Below are 24,123 nucleotides of genomic sequence, written 5' to 3' on the forward strand. Positions count from 1 at the left end.
TTACCGCTGCTCGCCGTCCTCATCATCGGTGCGCCGCCGTTTGTTGTCGGGACCGTCGATGCTGGTGACGCTGCGCGGCCTGCGCGCGCGGTTGCTCGGGCCCGGCTGCGAACCATCGGCCGGTGTCTCGCCGGCATCGCCGGTCGCGCCCTCGTTCCACCATTCGACGAACCCGCGCCGACTGGCGAACTCCTCCTCGGCGGCCGAGTTCTCTTCGTGCAGCGCATGGCGATACACGCTCGCGAGCAGCCACGGCCAGATGGGCCGATCGGGGCCGGGCACCGGACCCGCTGCCGGATACACGTCCCGGCCGGCCACGAACCCGATCGGGCCATTGTCTATATCGAGCAGGATCGTGTAGTGGCCGGCCGTCGGATCCGCGTCTTGCCCCGCATCGGCCAGGGCGAACAGGGCCTCATCGCTCTCCTCGATGGCTTGGAGGATTTCGCGTCTATCGGCGCTGATCGACGTGAACATCCGACTGAGCCCGGCCGGGTTCCGAGTGGCGTACTCCACCAGGATCCGGGTCAGGTCGGGATCACCCAGGTTTTCGGGGACGTCGCCGGGACGCGGGCCGGTCGCCGGATCCCAGAGCGGGCCGCGCAGCTCGACCGGCGGGTGCAGCCCAGCCTCCGTGGCCTGCTCGGCGCTTATCATCCACTCATCGTGATCCGCGTCTACGACCAGCACGTTGCCGTCGCGACCCGACGTCACCTCGTACTGCCTGCCGTGGATCAGATACAGCGGGGCGGATTGACCATCCCCTACGCGCCGCGCGTGCATGAGCACGTCGCCAGGCCAGAGAATACCGAGCGAATCGGGACGAGCGAAACTGCCGTCGGCGGCTGCCACGAAACCCTCGGCGCGCAGCTCCGCCAACGTCACCCGTCGACGGTGCTTCTTCTGCTCGACCTCGACGAAGTCCACCTCGCCGTCCTGGCGCCGGGCTACGCCGGTCACTTCCGCCACCGCATCCTGCTGCCAATCGAGCCGGTGATTGGCGAAGCGGAACTTCTTGCGCGCGAAACGCACGAACTCGTCGCCGGTATCCACGGTATCCACGGTATCCAAGGCGTCGGCCAGTATGAAACTGTCCTCACTGGGCACCACGAATCCCGCTTCCCCCAGCTCGGCCGGGGTGACCCATGCAGTGGTGCGAGCTTCGCCCTCCACCAGCACCCGGGACGGGAGCCCGTGCGGCCCGGCATATTCCACCTTGACCACGGTCAGCAGCCGGTTACCCGCGGCGACGACGAGCCGGGTGCCGTCCGCGGCCACGACGACGGCCTCATCCCCGGTGTACCGCAGCAGCGGCTGTGCCCACTCCGTCCGCCGGGGCACAGTCCCGGTCGGCGGCACGAAGAACGGACGGTACGGCTCGCCGGCAGGTACCGGCGACTCGGGCACGAACGGCCGCGGACCGAACCGCGGCACGGCGGGCATCGGATCACCCGACCGCTCCTGGTAGCCGCCGACCAGGTCCGGGTCCTGCTCCAGTAGATGGAAGTCGTTACCGAGTACGAGCCCGTTCGAAATCCAGAGTGCCAGCGCCCGGTCAGCTTGCGCCTGCGGTCTCACACGCCCATTGAACTGGTCGATCACGGCGGCGATCCTGCCGTCGTGGACTTCGATCTGTACGCCCGCGACTGCCACATGATGACCGAACCTTTCGCGCGCCCATGCCTCGGGACGGATACCGGCCGGCACCCGGAAGGTGCGACCGTTTTCGGTAACCACCACATTCAGCCACCGAGAATCCGCCGGTCTCGGTTCCCATTCGTGTTCGGAACCGGTGCGGCCCAGCGCACCCCACTCGGATTCCAGCGGACCGGAGCGGTCGTACCACCGGCCGTCGGCACCGATATGAATCTCGTGCTCGGCGATCGCCGCATCGCCCGACGCGAACTCGACGGCAGCATTCTGATCGGTGGGAACCGCCACCCAGACGGCGCCGTCGACGGACCGGTACAGAGCGCCCACCGGCTGTCTCGGCCCACCGAAACGCAACTGCCGCATCGTTCCGTCGGGGAAATAGACGTCCAGATTCAGTCCAAGCGTCCGCGCTGCCGCAGACAGCGATCCGTCGGCCGACTGGTGATTCCCCGCTGATGCCACCCCACCCTGATCCGCCTGCACCATCGCGGTCGCCGTCCCCTGCCCGTACTGGATGGCGATATCCATGACTCGTGTCAGCGCACGCGACACACGATCGTTCCCCTGCCCGGGCTGCAGCTCCCAGACGCCTACCGGTCCCGGCGGACGGAACCCGGGCGATTCCTGCTCGCCCGTCGGGCCGGCCGCGTCGACTGCCGACACCGTCCGGGCCGGTCCGTCATGCGGCCAGGTCTCTTCTGTTCCCCGATCGGCGAACCTCCAGCGCGCCAGGATATCCGGGCGCACCAAACCGGCGCGTTCGGCCGCTTCCCGGGTAACCGTCCACGACTGCCCACGGTGCTCGACCACCAGCAAACCTTCGCGAGCGCCCGGCCGGACCAGATAACTCCCTCCCCCCTCGACCGGGAACCGCGGGCCGGCTTGCGGCCGCACCAGCCTGTCGCCACGACCGACCGCCGTCGCCTCGTCGATATGCTCCAGGCTGCCGTTCCCGCGAATTACCGAGAACCCGAGCCTCCCCAGCTCGATTCGTTCGACGGCTGCCATGCCGCCATCGGCGAAACCGGTGACCACGATCGGTGCGCCGCCCGAGGAGGGAAAGCGGACGCCCAAGCCGCGGCTCGTGGCCACCGCCTTCGGACCCACCCCCGTGGCGATCGTCAGATCCGGTCCGGCCGGCGACACCCGGTACCAGGGCTCGTAGCGGTCGTCCGGCGCATGACCGAACGCGGCTTCCGTGAGCCCGTATTTATCGATGAGCGTCTGGATCTGGCCGGCACCCAATTCGACACGCACGGATCCGGAGCCGACCAGCCGGAACTCGCCGTCAGGGCCCGAGTACGCGGTGGCCCAGTGACGGCCGTGACGGCCAAGGAGAAGCATCCGGTCGCCGCGTTCTGCCAGCCATGCCCAGATGTCACCTGGCGTGGGACTCTCCGCGCCCGCGAGCCCCAACTGCTCGTGCACAGCATCGCGCCAAGCGGCCCCCGGCATCAGCACCGGGGTCGACTCCGGATCGCCCGCCAGCGGTGCGCCCTCGTCGACCTCGAGCCGATTTCGCTCGTCTTCGAGTATTCCCGTTGCCTCACCCTGCCGCGAAAGCTCCCGCACCGGCGCATTCTCCGGCGCCGCCCCCGGGACTTCGGTATTCGCCCGGACAGCCCGGTTCGCCTCGATGATCATGTGGGCCCAGATCGGCTGCCCGCTCGTGTAGGGCAGATCGGTGAGACAGTCCACCGATACCCATCGCTGTCCGCCGGGTCCATCGACGCGAACCTCGACACTACGGAATTGTCGACGCTCGACGCCGTTCTCGTCGATCGGCACGGCCCAGATGGCCTGCGTTTCCGCACCATCGGCACCGTCGCCGCGGTTCATTCGCAGCATCTGACCGACCACGGCCAGGTTGCTACCGATAATCTCTCGAAGTTCCGAGGCGACCGACCGCGGCAGCGCCGACAGGTCGTTGATCAGATCTTGCCTTGTCGGAGAGGATCTCCCCCACAGGGGGCCGTCGAGCACTCTCGGATGCCGCACTCCCAATTCCGCGGCTGCGCGCGGGTCGACCCACACTGATTCGCCGTCTTGGCGACGCAACAGGATCGCACCGCGGAGACGGGCGCGGGGTTCGACGGTAATTCGGTCACCAACACGGAATGTCACGGATTCACCGGGTAGTCCCGGCACCGTCACGGACGTGATATCGGAGCGCACGTAAATAGGGACGGTACCTCCCGCCTCGGTTGCTGTGCCCGGCCTATAGCCAACCCGATTCAATGCCTCTTCAGGTACATACGCCGGCGTATTAGCTGCCCCCTTCACCAGGCAATAGAACTTCACCTTTCCGTTTGATACGAAATGCTTCCGATGCTCAGCAACTTCCCCGAGGCGCCTGAAGATACGGCCACGGTACGGTTGAATAATCTGGTTGTCCCGGGTGAACAAAGCACCAGTCGGCCGAACTTCCCGCACCCATTCGCGAGTTACCGCGCTGCCATTGCCGTCTTGCCATTCGAAACCCTGCTTCAGCACATTCAGCGGCCTCGTTCCGCCCAGCCGATCGGCATCCTCACTATCGCCGCCCGCCATCCATCCGCCGTCGGGAACCTTATCCTTACCATGCAGTGCCCACGCGCCCGATCCGGTCGTGGAGATATCGTCCTCGTCCGACTCATCCGACGACGACTTATCCCCGGACACTTCGCCGCCCGAGTCCTCATCCGACGACGATTCCTCGCCGGTGGTGTTGTTGACACCGATGCGGACGTCGAGGGTGTTCGGCAGGGTGGCCTCGTCGGCGATGGCGACGTCGTGTGACTGACCGTTCGCGGTGTAAAGGATGGCGTGTGTGGAGCGAACGTTCTCGGGAGTGTGCAGCGGCAGCGGGGCGTCGATGCCCGTCGTCGGGTCTATTCGCAGAATTGCGCCGTCTTCGTTGACGAGCAGATAGGCGTGTGCACCGACGCCGTGCCGGTCGACCGGGCCGGTGTGTTCGTCGACGACGAGTGCCAGTGACCCGTCGCCAAGCCGACGCAGTTGATCGGCGATCGCGTTGTGGTCGGCATACTGCTGAAGCGTGCCGCCCGCGGCTGCCTCGAGCTCCACCCTGTCCGTGCCGTTCAAGCTGCCGTTCGGCACGGGCACGGTCACTGTGGAGCTTTTCGTCATATCAACGAGTTGTTGCAGGGCCAGCTGTACGCAGTTGTTGACGGAGTGGGTGGCGGTCGAATCGTCGTCGACAGCGGGCAGGGCGGTGGCGAGGTCGGTCAGCTCGAGCGGCGATTCCGCGACAGCAGGAGTTGCGGGCGGGACTTGCGACGGTGTGACTATGACCGAGGTGATTTTGCGTTCGGCGATCGCCTCCCGCAGGCCATTGATGCCCGAGTTATATGTAAGTCCTTCGTCAGCAGAATTCTCCACACTGCGATCGACGACTTCGAAGGCGCGATCTGCCAGCACGGTGTACGTTGTCCGGTACTCGGCGTCTTGGAAGTCGATAGTCGTCCCGACCGGGAAGCTGTCCCACGTGAGATGATCATATGATCGATCGGTTCTGTACACCTTGGACGGTAGAATGGGCAAGACTTGTCCTGCGCGAATACGTCTTGCGCGTTTCAATGCCGACCTTTGCGCCTCTTTCTCGCGCTGCGTGGAGTTCACCTTCACGCTGCCGTCCTGGCCCATGTACATGCGACGGAAGCCTGGGGCGAGTTGCAGCCCCTGATACCTGAGGAAGGAAAGGGCGTAGTCGTTCATCTGCGCATCCGGACGGTAGTGCCCGCTGCCGTCCAGCATCCGCGAGAGGATTCCGTCCGTGACGCTGAAGAGCCCTGCCGCGCACACGGTGCGACCACCGAGGAAGGAGGAGTGCTGGATAAGACCGGGAACCTTATCGGCCGAGTAGAGGTTGCCGAACTCATCCATGACGAAGATATGTTCGACACCATTCCTCGTATTCAAGAGACTGCCGTCCTTGGCGTTGTACAGTCTCCCGTCCGACCCTACGAACCGCCGATGGGCTTCACGTTCGTCTTTGTCCATATAGTGGGTCGGGGTGTAGTAGTGCACTATCGTGGACTGCGAGAAATCCGGTACACTCGCCGGTCGCGGAAGCGTCGTCCTCGGCGCTATCGGACGCCTTTCGGCGAGGTACTGCATAATCATGGCGGCACCGTCGAGCAGCGGTTCCGGACCGCGGGTAAGTACCTCGGTAAGCGCCTCGGGTATCTCCTCCGCCGCAGGCAGGGACCGCGGCGCATTCGACCACACCTCGGGCGTTATCACCGAGAACAGCGTGCCGTCCGCCGCGACCCCGACCTCGTAACCGCCGTCCTCCGCACGACGGAGGAAGACGCCCGGCCGCGTGTCGGTTATGCCGAAGGGAATTCTCTTCTGATCCGGATTCAAAAGGATGATGCCCATAGCCCTGTACGTGACCGCCGCATACAGGGAGAACGGTATATCGACGCGCCGACGCAGCAGGCCGCCGGTCACTCCGGACTCACTGCGTAGAGCGAGTATCTCCGCATCGAGGAGTGAATGTTGTCGCGACTGCAGCGACTGGAGCTGAGCGGGATCCGAACTTTCCGGCAGGTTCCTCAGTTCATGATCGATGTCGAGCGTCGCGATATGCGGCACGAGAGCGTCCCGATTAGCTTCGATGAAGTCGGCAACCTTGCGCCGCAATTCGACCAGGTCGCCGGTCTTGAGAATATGAGCGAGGGTGCCGAAAAGGGCGTCCTCCCCGTCGTACACACGGTGCCACGATTCCGGCGTAGGAAATACGACTTCGACGAACCCGACCGAACCGGCTATACCCATCAGCTGTGCCCGGGTGACGACGCTCGGCTCGAGGCGAACCCCGTTGCGCCACGTCACGAGATCGAGCCTTCCATCTTTACGGACCACTGCGATGCTGTTGAACTCACCGACACCGAAGCGTATTTCCGTTCCGGTGACGAAGTAGTTTTCTGTCAACGATTGCGACAAAAGATCAACGTCCAACACGTTGTTCGAGACGGAATCGGTAAAGCCCGGCTGAACTACCTCGACCCGCCCTGTCGCGATTTCTGTCGGCGCGATAGCACCCTGCAGATCGCTCCAGAAATCTTCGACGTCACGCAGATCCGATTCGGTAGCAGACGATCCGTTGACGTCGGACCACGCTACGCCACTGTCATCGTTGAAGAGCAAGCGTATATGCCGATCAGATATCCGGATATCCACCCGCGTGCCTGCCGGATATTCGGCACCGCGGAACTTCGACAGGAAGTATTGCAAGCCGTACCGCTCGATATGAAGATCGTCATGCGGTGCCCCGATGCGCACAATGGGGAGCGGGCCGTCGGTGCTGTTCTCGGCAGTGTGCGCGGCGCCGGCGGGCGTGTACAAGGCCGCGTGAATCGTGTGGATATTCGCCGGAGCGTGCGACGTCTGCGGTATTTTCTGCCCAGTTGCCGGGTCGATCACGCTGATCGCACCGTGCTCATTGGCCATCAGATAGGCGTGAGCGCCGACGCCGTAGTGATCGGTCCGACCACGATAGGTATCGACCACAAGCGCGGTGGCACCGTGACCGAGGGTGAGCAGATGGTCGGCGATGCCGGCGTGATCGGTGAAGGGTTGCAGTGGCCCGCGGGCGGCGTTCTGAAGTTCCTCGGCGCTCATACCCCTGAGGCCGACCATGTGGGCGGGTAGCTTCGCGACGGTGCCGGGGGTGCGGCGGATGAGTTCGGCCAGCGCGAGCGGCCCGCAGTTGTTGATCGCATTGCCGGGCGTGGTTTCGTTCGGTGCCGTCGTGGCGGCGATTTGCCCCGGGGTGAAGAAATCCGGCTCAGATTCGGATGCCGGAGCGGTTGCGGTCACCACGGATTCCGGTGCCGGGATGCTGCCGTCCGTCGCCTGCGGACGCACGCGGCCGGACTTTCTCATCGTGTGTGCATCCGGCCCGGGGGAATCCTCGTCGCGGGTCCGCTTGGACGGAGGCCGCATGGTGCTCGGGCCCGGTGCGGGTTCCGCATCGGGCCGATAGCCGACCACCGTCAAGTCGTGGAACTTGTTCAAATGCTGCGGATGCAGGCGAATCACGCCATCAGCGAGGAACTCGATTCCCCGAACCGGGGTGACGCCCTCGGGATGCGCACCCCACGGGTTGGCCAGCTGTAACCAGCCGGCTGCATCGATACCCCGCAATGCGTACGCGTGGCCCATTACCAGGCCCGGCACCAGATCGGTGTTCTCAGCCTCGATGCCGGAAAGATTCGGGGTGCTCAGCGTCAGCATATTGTTCGGCGCCAGGGCCGCCCGGATGCCCGCCAGGACTACCTGGGCCGCGAACGCGGGCGCCATCTGCCTCATCCGGTGCTCGTTCAGCGCATAGGTGTCTGCCAAGTAGGACGCCAGTCGCTCGAGCGGGCCGGCCCACTGCGTGAGCTGATCCGGCGTGAGCTCGGGCAGCACCATTTCCTCGGTGTCGCCGTCGAACACGAACTCTTGTTTCGCGAGCCACTTCGCGAACTCCTCGTTCCCGAAAAGCGCGGTCAGCGTCGCGACCGGCATACGGTTCGGACGGAAGAGGCCGGAGTGCATCGCGATGTGCAGGCGCGCCCGGCCGGTCGGCGTACGCACGACGGGCGGCAACAACGACCGCAATATCATCTCGGGACGTCCGCCACGACCAATTTTGCCGTAGCCCTCGCCGCCGAGCGCCAGGAACTTCTCCGCCAGAGCGGCCCATAGTGGGTCGCCCGGTTGATGGGCGGTGTAGACGGTGTCATCCGACCCCGTGACGCGATCCCGGGCCGTGTAGAGACGGAGGTCGGTGCGCAACCAGGTGGGCACCCTGAGCTCGGCCCCCTCGCGCACGGGCCGGTACAGCCGCATCGCGACAGAGCCGCCGCCGTACTCGTGGAACATCTGCTGCACCAGGCTCGGCCACCGGTCGGCGATGCCCATCAATGGCGCGAGGAAATAACAAGAGCCCGAGCCTCTCTGGTGCACGTCCTGGAATCGCACCATGTTCCCGGCGATCAGCGGTCCCGCCCGCTCGGTCAGCACCGGCATGTTCAGACCGGCCGCATACTGCGCGGGCAGCGTGTAATAGCTGTCCCTTGCGCCGAACCGGATCTGGGCAACGCCGTTCTCACCCACCACTTCTCGCCCACGCAACTGGATGCCGCCGGGAATGTGCTCGACCGATTGCTCGCCATCACCGTTGTGCACGAACAGGATTCCCGTGCGGCCGGCGCGGTACCCGGTGCCGGTCGCCTCGAGTTCCGCCAGCAACTCGCTGCGCACCGTATAGGTCCCGTCCACGAACGTCTCGCCAGCGGATGTCACACAGTGATGTTCGACCTCGACCAAGCCACCATTCTCGACGACCGGGCGCAACTCCCCCTCGCCGAAGAGCTCGATCACCTGCCCGTGCTCGGCGACCAGGGCCAGTCCCTCGTCCCACGCGTCGAAGGTGGTCAGCGGCTGCGGCGCCGCCGGAAGCAGCTCCGGCAACGGCGCGCGATCCGAGACCACGTACGGCGCAGGCTGTTCGTGCAACGGCAGGTGGGTGGTAGCCGCGAACGACGACGCCTCGATCAGCGGGCCGAAATCGCCGCCGCGCAACGCATCCGCGAGTTCGGCGTCATCATCCTCCGACTCGTCCTCGCTGACCTCCAGCGAACCGCCGACCGGATCCGAATCGCCTTCATCCGACGCAGCCGATGTCATCCCGGCCGCCTCGCCGGATGCATTTCCCTGCTGCGCGGCCGTATATCCCGTCTGCCCGGCAAGCACGATGCCGCCTTGAACATTAGGAGCCGATGGACCTTCGACAGTGAGTCCGGCGAATTTCGCAAGGTGTTCGATACCGACCGCGACTACACTCGGACCTCGACGTGCCGATTTAACATTGTCATCTTCTTTCACAGGACCGCGCGTATGGCGGTAGTCGACCCCCGGAGCGGTAACCGGAACATTCGGATTGTGCGACCACGGATTCTCCAGAACTATCCGAGCAGGGTTCCCATCGACATCAGATTCGACGCCGATCACGGAATAGGCGTGAGTGCCCACCAAACCCGGGACCAAATTCTGGTTCTCGATACCGCCACCAAATGCATGAGTGCCCAGCATCACCTTATTGCCACGCGAAAGCGCGTATTCGATCCGTTTGGCAACGTGACGGGCAATCACAGAATAGTCCGCCATGTTTCTGAGGTGCGTCTCGCGACGGAACATGTCTGTCATATATTTAAAAACCCGTAGGCGTTCGGCGACCGATTCATTGACACCATCGCGATGGAACGTTTCCCACAGCAACTTCGCCATACCACCGGGGCTGTCGAACTCATGGGCCGCCAAAAACGGATGCCACACAGCATCTCGTCCGGATCTATTTTTCCCGTATTCTTGCCGGAAGCGTTGCAAGGTGCCCTGAAGAAGTTGTTCCCGTTTTTCCATGGCAGCCAGCAGTTTCCGCGCAAAGACCTTGCCGGGATCGAGACTCCTACCTCGAGCGTCTTTCAAGCCGAATTGGTCATGCAGAGTATCCAGATCCAACCGAAGTGGATGCAGGAAGAGGCTGTCATCGACATAATCGGACACCTGGTCACGCCAACCCCTCTCGGCTCGATAGAAGCTTTTACCGAGACGGCTTGCAACAATGCCGGGAAATCCGAGCACATCTATAGCGTGATAGCCGCGACCGTCGCCGAACGCCACGGCGTAAGCCTTCTCGATCAGTGCAGCCCACAACGGGCGTCCGGGCGTATGTCCGGCGTAGTAGCCGTTACCGGTCGCGGGATCCACATAGATTTCCATGCTTACCCGAACCCAGAACAGCTCGTCGCCATCGAAGAACCGAACACCGACTGTTCCATCCTTGTAGTCATGGATCATGTCGGTAATCGCGCCGGGATTATGAGTAGCCATATTCTTTAGTACAGCCATAAGGTAGCAATCGCTGATAGCGCCCTGTGCTACGTCATCCGGCGACGGTTTGCCATCGTTGTACAACGGGCTCGTACGACGATCCTCATACCAAGGTGTGCGTAGACTGCCTACCCCGCCAGAGACTTCTTTCCAACGGCGGTGCGGATTAGCCGGATCACCCAGGGCCACCGTGCCGTCAGGCCGCGTCAGCCCCAGCATGGTCGTTCCACCCCGGATCTGCTGCGGGGTTCCGGTGACGGCATCCCAGAAGCGCAACCCGCCGTTGCTGCCGGCCCAGCTCAGTTGGTGCCAAACACCGGCCGCATCGACCGAATTGCCGGTGATCATCAGGTCGCGCAGCCATGAGTCGTGAATCCAATAGCGACCACCGTCGGGCAGGTCCAAGAAATAATGCCCGTCAGCGGTCGCTCGGAACCAATGTCCGACTCCGGCCTCGAAGTCGAACCACGTACCGTTGGACAGGACCACCGTCAACGCCGAACCGTTGACCTTCACCGGGATCGGCACGTCTTTCGGGCGGCCGAGAAATGTTGCCGGCGGTGCCGTCAGATTCGCCCGCGGGTCGGGACGGAGAGACTCCTCGTTCGGATCTTTCTCTGGCCGCCCGAACAGCCAACCTAATCCGATTTTATCGGCGAACAGCAGATTCGCCTCTTTCGCCTCCTTCTCGAACAGTTTCTCCAGGCCGAGGTCCTCACCGGAATCCGGTGCCAGCAGGTTCGCGGCCACAGGCTGCATGGGGGTAGCGGCTGCGGGCGGCGTTGTCATTGCGGCGGGCTCCTCCGCCGCGATCCAATGGCCGTCGGCCACCGGATACGCCTCCTCGTCATCGGATGACTCGTCCATAGGTTCACTGGTCGGCAGCGCCACCGACGACGTTGCCACGCCCTGTATCCCGGCGTGCACGGCCTGAGTACCCGCACCTACCGACGACAAGGCCCTGAACTGGTTCAAGTGCTTCGCCGATACCTCGATCGGGTCCCCGAATCGATGGTTGAGTCGCTGCCCGTTCGGATCGATCAGGCGCACGCCCGTCACATGTCCGGACGCGTCTTTCATAACACTCGACACCGCGTAGGCGTGCTTATGGGACAGGTGGGTGTCGGGGTGCCGCGTCGCCCCCGCTAGACGGCGGGTACTCAGGATCACCGTGTCGCCGCGATCCAACAGATACCCGATTCGCTTCAGCACCCACCGGGTAATCACCGAGTCAGACAATGGGGCGGCAGATTCCCACTTCTCCATCTCCAACAGCATCGGCCTCAGTCTCCGATCCAGTTGTTTATGCCTGACGACCCCCAGCGTCTCCCTCAGGAATGTGCCGAAGCCGACCGACGTCCGGGCATCGCGGTTGCTCAACCACTGGAAATATTCCGCCTTCTCCTCGGCCAAAGGCATTCCGAGGCTGGATATCCTCTTCCATTCCTCCTGCGCCTTTTTCCACTTATCAGGGTGCGCCCAGTCCTCCATCCATGCACGCCATTCCCCCCCGAGGCCCAACACCGTCTTCGCTAGCTCCAGGCTTCCGACCAACTCGGCTAGCGCATCCGGACTCAACATCATCGGATGCGCGAAAGTCTTGTCCTGTACGCCACGCGTCGGCTGCACTCGCCCCGCAGTGCCCAGCACCTCTGGCGGCCGCAACGCAATTGCGGTATCCCGCGGATGTCCGCCGCGGGCACCGGCATAGCCCTGCTCCCCGCCGTGGTACATCGCCCAGGCCTTCTCGATCACCGCCGGCCACAACGGCTGACCTGGCTCATTCGCGGCATAAGCCATCTTCCCGTCATAAGCGTAGAATCGCCTATCCACCGGGATCCACACCACGCTGCCGTCCAGCTTCGTGAACCGCACCTCGAAATTACCGTCCGAGGGACGAACGTGAATCATGTCGCGAATCCATTTCGGATTCTCCTGCGCCAAAGAAATGAGTGGGGCGAGCAGATAACACGTTCCAGAAATACCCTGCTCCACATCTCGCCAATGTGGATCACCCACAAACAGATCGTTAGAGACTTCGTGAAGCGTGGGTACCCGCATACCCTGACGCTCGAGTTCCGCCTCGGGCACCGAGTGCCACACCGGATTGGCGCTCCCGCTCGCGGGCGCGTGTACCAAAATCTGGCCGGGTTCGGTGTCGTGCCTACGGACTGCAATCCTCTCGTGTCCAGCAATGCGCACTGTCGCGCCGTCCGACTGGAATTCGATCCCCGCCGCAGGGGTTCTCACCTCCGCCGCCGGGAGGCGCGGGGTTGCTTCCGAATTACCCATTCTCAACGAAGCGGCGTGTGCTTCGACAATAAGGGCGGGCCAAATCGGACTTAACGTGTCAAATTGTTGATAAGGCAGACGAGTGAAACGATCGACCCGCACCCACTGCGGTCGATCGTCAACCATCAGCAATACCTCGAACAGATCAGCGGTGTCGGCGGGATCACCACCGGCCCGCGGCTCGACAGGCCGCACCATCCGCTCGATGGCTCCCGGATCGGCAGCGAGTCGCTTGAGCTGAGCAACAAGCGCAATATCCTCATCCTGATCAAACAGACCATTCAGGATGTACGTATCCTCCAGCACAGCCCTGCCGGTGGGCCCGAACAGGGGTCCGGCGGCCCTCGACACAATGGGAAGGTTCAACTTCCGAGCCTCGGACTTCGATATCGAAATCGAATTCTCACCGGCGCGGTTCGCTATAATCCTCGTGTTATCAGTGATGTCTGGTTCGACAAAAATCCAGTCGAGCGCAGACGGATCCACGCCGGGTGCGGGCTCCTTCAAGAACAAACGTCGATTAACCGGGTCTATGTGATATCCGGACAACCAGAGCTTGACAATGGAAACCCAGCCACTCCCATTCTCTCCATTCACAAAGACAGCCGTCGATCCGTTACCGTCCGGTGTCAAGTTGAGCCCGTACGGAAGGTTCAGAATACCATCTGCAAATGGTGTCAGCAATCGGTTTTCATTCGTGATAATCAGTTTATCCGGCTCCGCAATTCGATGATTCACCCGAGTGGGGTAGATCACCGACTCGCTCGTCGCACCACTCGGGGCCACAGAAACTGGCCCTAAATCGACGGGGCCAGGCATATACGCATTTATCGCACGATTCGGATTCCGAACCACTTCTGCCCACTCGAGATCACCCGACGAATTCTCGACCTCGATCAATCCTGTCTGCTGAAAATCTTGGGCGACTATCAATTTATTCGAATCACCGAACAGGTAATCGAGTGCCGCATCGTTCACATCGGACACCTGCTCATAATGCTCATCATCCGCGTCCTCCATGCCCATGAGCACGCCCGCATGAACCTGAATCAGCGCAGCCGCGGCAACAGAAGCACCACCGATAAGCTGCACGTGAGTTATCCGCAAATGGTCAGGAACCGCATACATGTTGCCGTACACGTCCATCACCAGGACAGCGTGCGGGTTCCAGCCCTCCGGGGCAATTGAATCTGCTCCGGTACCCCACCTGGTATCGAAAAGTCCACCATCAGACCGCCACAACAAACCACGCGGCCCCACCACGATCCGGAACTTCTCACGCTCAGCGGGCGTGAGCGACCGTCCGGCCGGACCAGGCTCAGGTGCCACCCCGGCGAATTTCAGGGTTTTGGCGTCCAGTCGGTCCGGCACCCGCTCTTTAGTGCCTACGAACACCGGCCGAATATCTTGGGCCACGGCGGACTCAGTGTCTGTGTGCTGCTGGTCGAAAAGTTCCGGTCCATCGCTATAATCACGATCAAGCAGGGTGTCAAGAGGATCCCGGGCACCGTCCCGAAGGCGCTCGACCACAAACTCGGGAGTTCTTTCATACTCCACGCTACCGGGCCCGCTCCGCAACCGCCTCGGACGCAACAGCCGGAAATTTTGACCCAATACCAACTTATTGTCCTGATCGCGCAGATAACGCACCGCCGCATCATTGAATCCTCGACCGGCGACATACTCACCGCCTCGATCCGACAAAATCTCCAAGACACCCGCACGAACCTCGATCTCGGCCGCCGCCATTGCAGGACCACCATCCAATAACGACGCGTGCGAAATCCGATTGCCATTATGATTGGACTCGGCAACCGCGAAAATGTTCCCATGCTGGTCCATCACCATAACCGCACGCCGAGCACTCCCCGGCGGACCCGACACAGTGTCGAACAATTCACCATCGACAGCTCGATACAGCAAACCATCGGGCCCCACCACTACACGGAACGACTCTTGCTCCTCGTCGGACAGCTGACGGTAAGCACCGTCCTTCGCGTTCGCACCACGCCCCAACTGCCGCTTCAACAATGGGTTGGAAACCATCGGAGCCGGCACCGGCGCCCCGGTATTTCCCATGCTCGGAGGATCTACCGTATCCGAGTACACCGAACCGTGGTCGCCCGCGCTCGCCTCGTCGTCCGAGTACACAGAATCCATCTCGACGCCGGCGCTGAAGGTGGGTTCAGATGACGTGTTCTCACTCTGCACCGGGCCAACAAATATCAACTCACGGTTCCAGCCGTGCACGAACCGGGTGCCCGGACCTGCCGACGACATGAACGCGAACTGATTGAGGTGCTTCGCTGGTACTTCGACCCCCTCCCGGGACAATTGGTTAGGGTGCCGCCCATGCGGGTCGAGCAGGCGCACCCCCGTCACACGTCCGGCCTTGTCTTTTATAACACTCGACACCATATGGGCGTGCCGATCTACCAGTCCGGTGTGAGGGTGTCTTCCCGCCCCTCCTGAAAGTTCGCGGGTGCTCAGAACGACCGTATCGCCGTGTTCCAGCAGAAAGTCGATTCGGTCCAGCATCCACTGAGTCAACACCGAATCGACCAATGGTTCGGCGGACTCCCACTTCTTCATCTCGTTCAGCAACTTATTCAGCGGCCGCTTCAATTGCAGATATTTTGCGATACCTAAAGTCGACATAAGGAATTCATCGAAACCGTCCGATGTCCAGGCAGGGGTGTTTGTAAACCGACCGAGGTTCGCTACCCTGCCCTCCGCATTCCTCTTTTTCCAGTCCTCTGGATCAATAAAGCGTTCCGTCCAGGAACGCCATTGCTCCTCGAGCTTCAACACCTCCTGCGCGATCTCCACGCTCCCAACCAATTCCGCCAAAATATCCGGACCCAGCGTCATCGGATGGGCGAAAGTCGATTCGTCCATCCCGCGCATCGACCGCGCTCCGCCCGCCGGCCACAACGCCGCTGCAACCTGCCCGGACATGCCGCCCGTGATCCCGGCATATCCCCGTTCCTTACCGCGGTATATCGCCCACGCCTTCTCGATCACCGCCGGCCACAACGGCCACCCCGGCCTATGCGCCGCATACGCGATCTTGCCGTCATAGGCGTAGAACCTCCGGTCCACCGGAATCCACACCTCGCGACGAACCGGCTCCCCGAACACCACCTCACCAGTCGGCAGCGTCACCCGCCCGTCACTAACCGGCTCCATAAACCGCACTTCGAAGCCGTCGTCGGAGGGTCGGATCATGTCGACAATCCACTCCGGATGCTGCGCCGCCAAACCGATGAGATCGGCCATCAAATAGCAGTCGCCGACCTTGCCCTGCAACGCATCCCAGATATTGGGCATTCCGGAGCCATCGAACAGGTCGCCGGTAGCTCGCACCAGGCTCGGCACCCTGAGACCGGCGAGAGCGCTCCTGCCGACCGCATGCCACCTTGCCTCGGCGTTCCCGGTGGCGGGTTCACGGACCCACACCTGATCTGCCGTGCGTTCGTCCAGACGAACCGCGACCACCGTCCCACCGGCAAGGCTCACCCGCCTGCGGCCCGAGGCCGAGGTGAACGTGAACCCGCCCTGCGGGATATGAACTGCTGCTGTCGGGACACGCGAGGCCGCGTCCGGCTCGTCCATCGGAGCCGGAGCTATCGCCGGAGCTATCGCCGGGGTGCGGTCCGTGCGATCCAATGGGTCGACATTCTCGTTGATGATCGTGGGATCGTGCCGCCTGAGATTCTCGACAGTCAGCGGGGCCACCACGTCTCGCCCGTCCACCACCGCACCCGCCCCCGCGGGAGCATCACTCAGCCACCGATTGACCTTCTCGTGCAACGCTGAACGCTCGGTTCCAGCCTTAGCAACAGGGACCCAGGTGCCCGTTGTCACGTCATATTCCCGGTCGCGCCGGGCCTGGCGGTTTTGGTGCGCCAGATCATCCTCTTGCGCGATGGCATGCGCCGCGAGGACCAGAGCAGGCCAGATCGGCCCCTGCTCGGTGGTCAACGGCAAATCAGTGGAACGGTTGACTCGCACCCACTGCGGCCGACCGGCCACACTCAACAGCACCTCGAACACCTCGCCACGACTGGCGGGAACCATCCGGATCATCGACTCGACAGCACCCGGATCATCGGTGAGAAGGTTACGCAGCTGCACCACAGCCGCACTCAATGCCAAGTGCGGAGAGCGCAGCAAGTCCAGAGCATCCACCACCGGGCGCGGCGAGTGCAGCAAATCCACCCCGTCGACCGCCGGACAGTCCAGCATCGCCAGGTCCTCGACCCTCGGAACACCATCGGCGCCGAACAACAATCCGGTCAGCCTCCGCACCGGACGCAAGCCGAACCTCGCAGCCTTCTGCACCGGCACCGACACCGACACCGACACCGAGCGTTCACCGTTGCGCTGTAACCGCACCGCCTGCGCATCGGCGGGATCCGGCTCGACAGACACCAGATCGTTGACCTGCAGCCGCAGACCGCCCGGGCCGCCGAGGGTGAGGACGAGGACAAGACGCCCGGTTTCCGGATCCTCGTTATATCCGCACGCGGCCAACCGGCGCGCTGAAACCCAACCGGTTCCATTCGCTCCAGTCACAAAGCGCAGCATGTCTCCGGACTGATCGAATCGCCGCTTCGAACTATTGCTATATCGCAGAAGGCCGCCTGGAAGCGGCTCGAGCCATTTGCCGGTGTCCGTCTGCACATCGAAGTTTGCGAGTCGGTTGCGCTGGTTCAGGTTCTCATCCTGCAGATTGACCGGCAGTCTCGCCGGCAGCTCGAATCGGGAACCCTGGTAATCGCGTGTCACCACCGAATCGCTCAGTGCACCGCGCGCAGCAAGCGGAATCGGGCCGGTAATCTTCGGCACGGGTCGATCCTCGGGCGCACCTAGATCCTCGAGATCAGAAGGTTTCCCCTCGAGCTCAGGTGTCCACTCGGGCACGAGAGAATCCTCGAACACCAGTGGACCCTTGAACACATCTGGATCGATTGCACGAGCATCCCGATGTTGGCCGGCCCAACCCAACTCTGACGATGTTTCCTTGACAATAATCAAATCCTGAACATCTTTGCGACCCTCGAGCTCATAGGGTTGCGAATTCAGGTAATCGAGTGCCTTCGCGTTCAGATGAGAGGTGGTCGCATACTCGTTACGCCAATCAAGCATGACGGTGAGCACCCCTGCATGGACCTCAACTATTGCCGCGGCCGCGGCCCGGGAACCGGCGAGCATCGATGCGATCGTGATCTGTTCACGATCGCGTTTCCTTCTTTCTCTCACGGTGATCGCATACATGTTTCCGTATACGTCGATCGCCATATGCGCGCGTCGGTTGCGGGGATCCTGAGTTTTCTGCCACTCCCCGGGATCCCCATCCAGCCCTCCCATTTTCGCATCCCAGGTGGTATCGAAAAGACCACCGTCGACAGCCCGATACAGCAAGCCTCCCGGACCGACGACAATCCGCAATTCCTCACGCCGAGCGGGTTGCAGTTCGGCGTACTTCGTGCCAGGTCTTATCGGCACACTCGCCAACTTCGGGGCATCGGCTGTTTGGGGCGGAAGCTCGGTCATCCGCGGCGGAATCGGGATTGTGGTACCCGCGAACACCGTCGGGTCGGCCTGTGCCACCGCGGGCTCGAAATCCTTACCGTACTGCTGTTCGAGAAATTCGTTCCAATAATCCGGCATCACCAGGTCCGGATGGTTACCGGCCAGCTCCTGTTGCAGGTGCGCCGCCATGGCGGCATGGAACTGCTCGAGCCGATCACCCGCCAGCGCGGCGACAAGCTCACGGGCACGCCCGTATTCTGCCCGGGCCACGAAACCCGTCAGCTCCGCTCTCATTCCCGCAATCGTTATCGCACGATCATCAACGATTCCGATAGCCCGGTACAGATACTTCAAGTAGCTGTTTCGGAGCTGCTCGAAGGAGACCGGCTCCGTCGACTCCCACTTGTCGAGCACATCGAGCAGCAGCGATCGGTGTTCACCGTGCGGTTCATGCAGGGTATTCGCGCCGAATTCGGTCAGCAGATCGTTGACATGAACCACTGTCACCTCCACCGAACGGTCGGCTATCTGCTGCGAATGCAGGATGTCCACCAACCGTCGAACCGTGGTCAACTGCCGGATCTCCCGGCCCTCGTCAGCCGGAACCTCCCCAAACAGGTGAGCACGAAGCCCGCGCACCACATTCAACCGCGGACCCGGATCCCCAAGACCCTTCGCCTTGGCCATCCACCCATCCGCATTATGCAACCCGATCGCCTTGGCCAACTGCGCATCCCGCGCCCGCAACTCCGACGCAGTTTCGGTGACTACGGGCGGTGCCACCTCAGTAGACCGGTTCTGGGGTTGGGTCGAACCGGCAACATTCGAGCGACGGAAGACCGTCTTATCGACGCCGTGCAGGGCCCAAGTCCCCATCCCGGTGGTGGATACCGTCGAAATCTCGTTGAAATGCACAGCGTCGAGCGCGATTTCGCCACCGTACGGGTCTAACAGGTGCAGTGCTGCGAGGTGGCCGTCCGGGCCGGTGGTAAAACTTCCCACTGCGTAGGCGTGGTTCGCGATGAGCTGCCTGCCCGGCCTGCCGTGGGCAGTGACGGTCACCGTGTCCCCTTGGCTGATCGCGTACCGGATCCGGTCACCCATCCAGTGGGACATCACCGGGTTCGGCAATGGGTTCGGTGACTCCCACGCCTCCATGTATTCACGCAACCGGGTCAGCGGCTCGGCCAGTTGCTCGGTCTTCGTCTCGCCCAGGTGTTCCAACACGAACGCGAGAAATCCGTCGGCCCTGAGCAGTGCCCGACCTCTGCTGGGTCCCGGCATGCGAGTCTTGATCCACGCGCGGGTCTGGTCGTCCCAGACGTAGCCGTCACCCGAAGGAATGCTCTCACGCCATTGGCTTTCGAGACTCAGCACCTCGCGCGCGGCCTCGTCACTGCCGAGCAGGTCCGCGAGGAAGTCGCGGCCCATCGTCATCGGATGTGCGGGGGTGACGTCACTAACGGACCGCTCCATCGGCATGCCGCGCTCGTTGCGCGGTTGCACCGGGGGCCGTAGCGCCTGCGCGATCAGGTCTTCGTGGCCACCCTCAATGCCCGCATATCCAGCCGAACGGCCAAAGTGCTGTGCCGCCGCCTTCTCTATGATCGGGCCCCACAACACAGGATCCGGTTCGTGCGCGGCGGCGTACGCCACCTGGCCGTTGACGGCGTAAAGACGCCCATCCACCTCCTCCCAGCTCGCATTCCCTTGCTGATCGAAGAACCGCACCCTGTAGGTGCCCCTCTCCGTCTCGTCCGCCGCGCCCGTGAGCCAGTCCGGATGGTTCACCGCCAGATCGAGGAGGACAGCGTGCAGGTAGCAGGTTCCGACCGCGCCCTGCCGCACGTCCTTCGGGTCTGGCCCTTCGGGTCCGAACAACGGGCCTTGCACCCGCACTACCTCCGGCATGACGCTCGCGAGCGTGCTGGCGTCCACGGGAACGTAGCCGGGTCCCGTGACGGCCCGCGGCGCGGGATCCACCAACAGCCGACCCGGCCCGGTGCGGTCCCACTTCACGGCGACGCGAGCCCCGGCCGGCAGCGAGACGGCATCGAACTCACCGTCGGCGGCGATTTCGATGCCGCCGGCCGGGATCGTCACCACTGCGGCAGGCATCTCGACCAGCGCCTCCTGCTCCACGGCGACGGTCTCCGGTACTGCATCCCACGAGATCGCGAATCCCTGCTGGAACGGATCCCCCATTGTCTCCGCGTTATTCGCGTCGGCAGCCGGCTGCGGCGCTGCCGCGTCGTCATCCGAAGCCAGTACGGAGGATCCGCCCGGCTCGACGGGCGCGCCCGCAGCGAAATCGTATGCGCTGTAAACGCTGAAATCGCCTTCAATCACGTCCAGTACAGATTTATCCGGAAGTTCGCCGGTTCCGGTGGCGAAAAACACCTTGTCATTACGGGTGTCGGTGTACAGGAGGATGATGGGGCGTTCCGCCGGTCCTGCGACCATCGGATAGTCGTCGGGGCGTACAACAGCGAACCTCATGTCCCAGGCTTCGGCCGCCTCCTGCAGCAGGCTATCGGCTTCAGCGCGCGAGGTTTCAGAAGAGGGGTGCAGACCGCGAATCATATCCCGCAACCGTTCGTTGCGGTCAACCGAGACGGCGGTTGCATGATCACCACCAGCGAGGATGGAAATCATCGAGTCGCAGGAGGCCTTCACCTCTTGCCAGCGAGCTACAGGCTGGAGCGGTTCGGGGGAATTCTCTTCCGAAGTGCCCGGGTTGGACAATCGGGCACGGGAGATCTTGCTGTCCCGCGCCTGCGGATCGTGCGGCTGTTGGGGTACAACCTCCGCGTAGATGGTGGGACTTGTGTGAGAGTCGTCGACGGCGGTGATTCGATATTCCGTATCACGCGGCAGCAGAATTTCATACTCCGCGTCGACATAGGTCTCCGCCTGGGCCCAAATCCCCCTCGTGCCCTGCGGAAGTCTCAATTCGAACCGATATTTGTACCAAAAATTGCCCACGGTCATATGCGTCGGATCGATGGAGGTCGACATATAGCTGACCTTCCGCTGTACGGTATCCCTCAAAGAATCGCTGTATTCACGTATCGGGTCCGATTCCGAGGAGAAAACGCGACCGGCCATGCTGTTATCGGCAACATCATGCAGAGCATCGAAGTGATTTTGCCCACGAATTACTACTATCGGATGCGGGAGAACGCGCTCGGTTGCTTCATCCAATTCCTGAAGCCATCGCTCGAGCGCGTCCCACGTCGGCGACTCCCGCATTTCATCCCGTATTTTACGGTGCAACGTGGCGTTGTACTCGAGCGCCGCGAAGCCATTCTCGTGTTCCGCTGACCTCAATACATGATCTATAGCTGCTCCGGTGGTCTCATCAATGAACGGAGCACCTACGAATGCTGTGAGCATTGCAATACTCGGACGCCGATTGCTCAGCCTAAATTTGGCGAGAGCGCGCGCGTACTCATCATCTCTCGGCATTGCGTCGATGAGCTTTCGAAGTTCAGCGATATCCATCTCCAGCAGATCATTCAATACCGGGTTCGAGGTATACCACTTGACCACTTCGCGCTGACTTTCCGACAAGCCGAAGTATATGCTGTCCAAATTCGCCGCCGCGTAATTCGCAGCCTGCGCTCTATTGGGAAAGGTTAGATACCCGTCAGGACCGACCGTGCCGGACCCGGTAGCGGCTGCCTCCGCCACCTCGCTGGTTCCTATCACGGAATGCTCAGCCGCCGCAGATTCGTCGGCGTTCGAGTACATCGAAGTGATACTGCGCGGCCGATAGGGAGCATTCCACACAGGCCAGGAGGACTCCTGGTCGTCGATATTCGACGTATCCGATCTCGACGATGCGGTGTCATCGCCGGTCGGATCCGCGAGTGCGCCGATGCGGGTGTCTGGTGGGAATGCGGGGATGTCTTCATCGCGGAGGAGGGCGGGGCGGCTGATCCTGCCGGTGGCGGTGTAGAGGACTGCGTGGACGCTGGCTGCGGTGCGTTGTCCGGGGAAGATGTGGGTGGGGTCGGCGGTGTCGTGGACGAGGACGAGGCCGGTCGGGCTGACGATCATGCGGTAGGCGTGTGCGCCGATGCCGTTGGCGTTGGGGGTGTGGTGGACGGCGACGACGAGTGCCTGTGCCCCGGGGCCGAGGAGGTCGAGTTGCATGGCGATCCGGTGGACGTCGGGGTAGCCGTGGAGTTCGCCGCCGGCCGCCTCCACTAGCTCCGGTAGTGAGCGGCCGGGCAGGGACGCGGGTTGTTGCGGTACGCGGATCGGAGCGCCGGGCAGGTCGTCGGCGATGGCGGTGAGCGTGTCGACGAGGCAGTCGGCTGTGGTTGCGGTGGAACGTTGCTGGTTCGTGACGGTCGCGTGTTGGGCGGTGCCGTCGTGCACGGCCGGTTCGGTTCGCCGGGACATGATGCTGGAGGCGCCGGACAAACGGGGATCCGTGCTTCGCGACGTGTCGGTGGGTTGCAGGGGGAACGCCCGCTGGTCCGTCACGGACCTCGAGGGCTCCTCGTCCCACCAGCGGATAATCCGGCGTCGACGCTGCGGTGAATCCGTGCGGCCGATCCGGCTGCCCCCGCCCTCGGGCTGATCGATGGCCGGTTGGGTTGGCAGTTCCTTGGATTCGGTGCTGTATACCGAGCTATCGTCCGCGATCTCTTTGTGGAGGCGCAGCGCGGCCCGGACGCTACTCAGGCGGAGAGGCTGGATCACAGGGCCGGTGGAAGTGGCTGGTTCGGAGTAGGCCGATTCCGAGTCTTCGTCGCGCAGGAACGTGAAACGGACGGTGTTCGTGGACGAGGGGGTCGCGGTGCCCGGATGGAAGGGGTGATTTCCCAGGTCGTCGTCGGACTGCTCGGCGCTGATCGACTCGGTGCCGGTGCTTGGGGTGGCGCCGGTGTGGTCGGTGGTATCGGTGTGGTCGGGGGTGCGGACGACGGTGATCTCGGGACTGTCCAGGACCTGCTGCATGGTCTTGGTGACCGGGTTGCCATCGACGACGGCCTTGAGCTCACCGGTCGACGGCAGCCAGAGGTACCGTGCGCCGGACTCGTCGCCCAGCAACGCGACGGTGGAGGCCACGTTGGACTTCCCGAACGAGCGCTTGGTGGGCTCCCGGTAGGTGCCGAGCAACTCCCCGAACTCGCTCCAGGGCCGGGCGGGTGGGTGCGCCGTTGGTTGCCGGCTCGAGGACGGATGGTCCGGCGTGTTCGGGGCCTCCGCCGGGGACTGAGGGTCGGTTGGTCTGGGTTCGGTGACGGCAGGCTTCTGTTCGCTCTCGGAGGCGACGGGTAGGACGTTTGCCCGCGCCGGCGGCGTCTCCTGGAACTGGCCGACGACGTCGCTGGTGAGCCAGACGGTGCCCTTGGGGCCGCGGACCTCGATGAGGGCCACGGCCCGCAGGCGGTGCCCGTCGTGCGGTGCGTTCTGGCGCCAGAGGGTGCGCCGGACGCTGCCGGTTCCGCCGGCCCCGCCTTTGCTGGCGCTCTCACCGCCGAGGGGGAAGCCGGAGATGCCGCCGCGCTGGTCGCCGTCGGCGGAAGTGGGGCCGGACGGGGTGAAGGTCGGAGCGACGGTGGTGGATTTGCTCTCCTGGGATTGGAAGCTGTCGTTCGAGAATTCGAAGCGGTCGGCGATGATCGAGGTCGTGTCGTCCTCGGCGCGGGGTGAGTACAGGCGCACCCACACGCTGGTACCGGTGACCGTAGTGCCCCGAGTGTGCGGCTGCGGCCGGGGCATGTCGTCGTCGCTGGC

1 protein-coding gene (cut by a window edge) is annotated in these 24,123 nt (G+C 63.1%); it reads right to left on the reverse strand.

Features of this window, described 5'->3' with window-relative positions; genetic code table 11:
* Nucleotides 1-24,123, reverse strand: the 3' portion of a protein-coding gene (locus ABH933_RS11250; RefSeq protein ID WP_429416887.1) for a C2 family cysteine protease. It continues 17,127 nt past the right edge of the window; the window shows 24,123 of its 41,250 coding nt (coding positions 17,128-41,250); its start codon lies beyond the right edge, outside the window; the stop codon is at nt 1-3.

This window comes from Nocardia sp. GP40 (assembly GCF_050434125.1).
In the GTDB taxonomy this organism is placed as follows: domain Bacteria; phylum Actinomycetota; class Actinomycetes; order Mycobacteriales; family Mycobacteriaceae; genus Nocardia; species Nocardia albiluteola.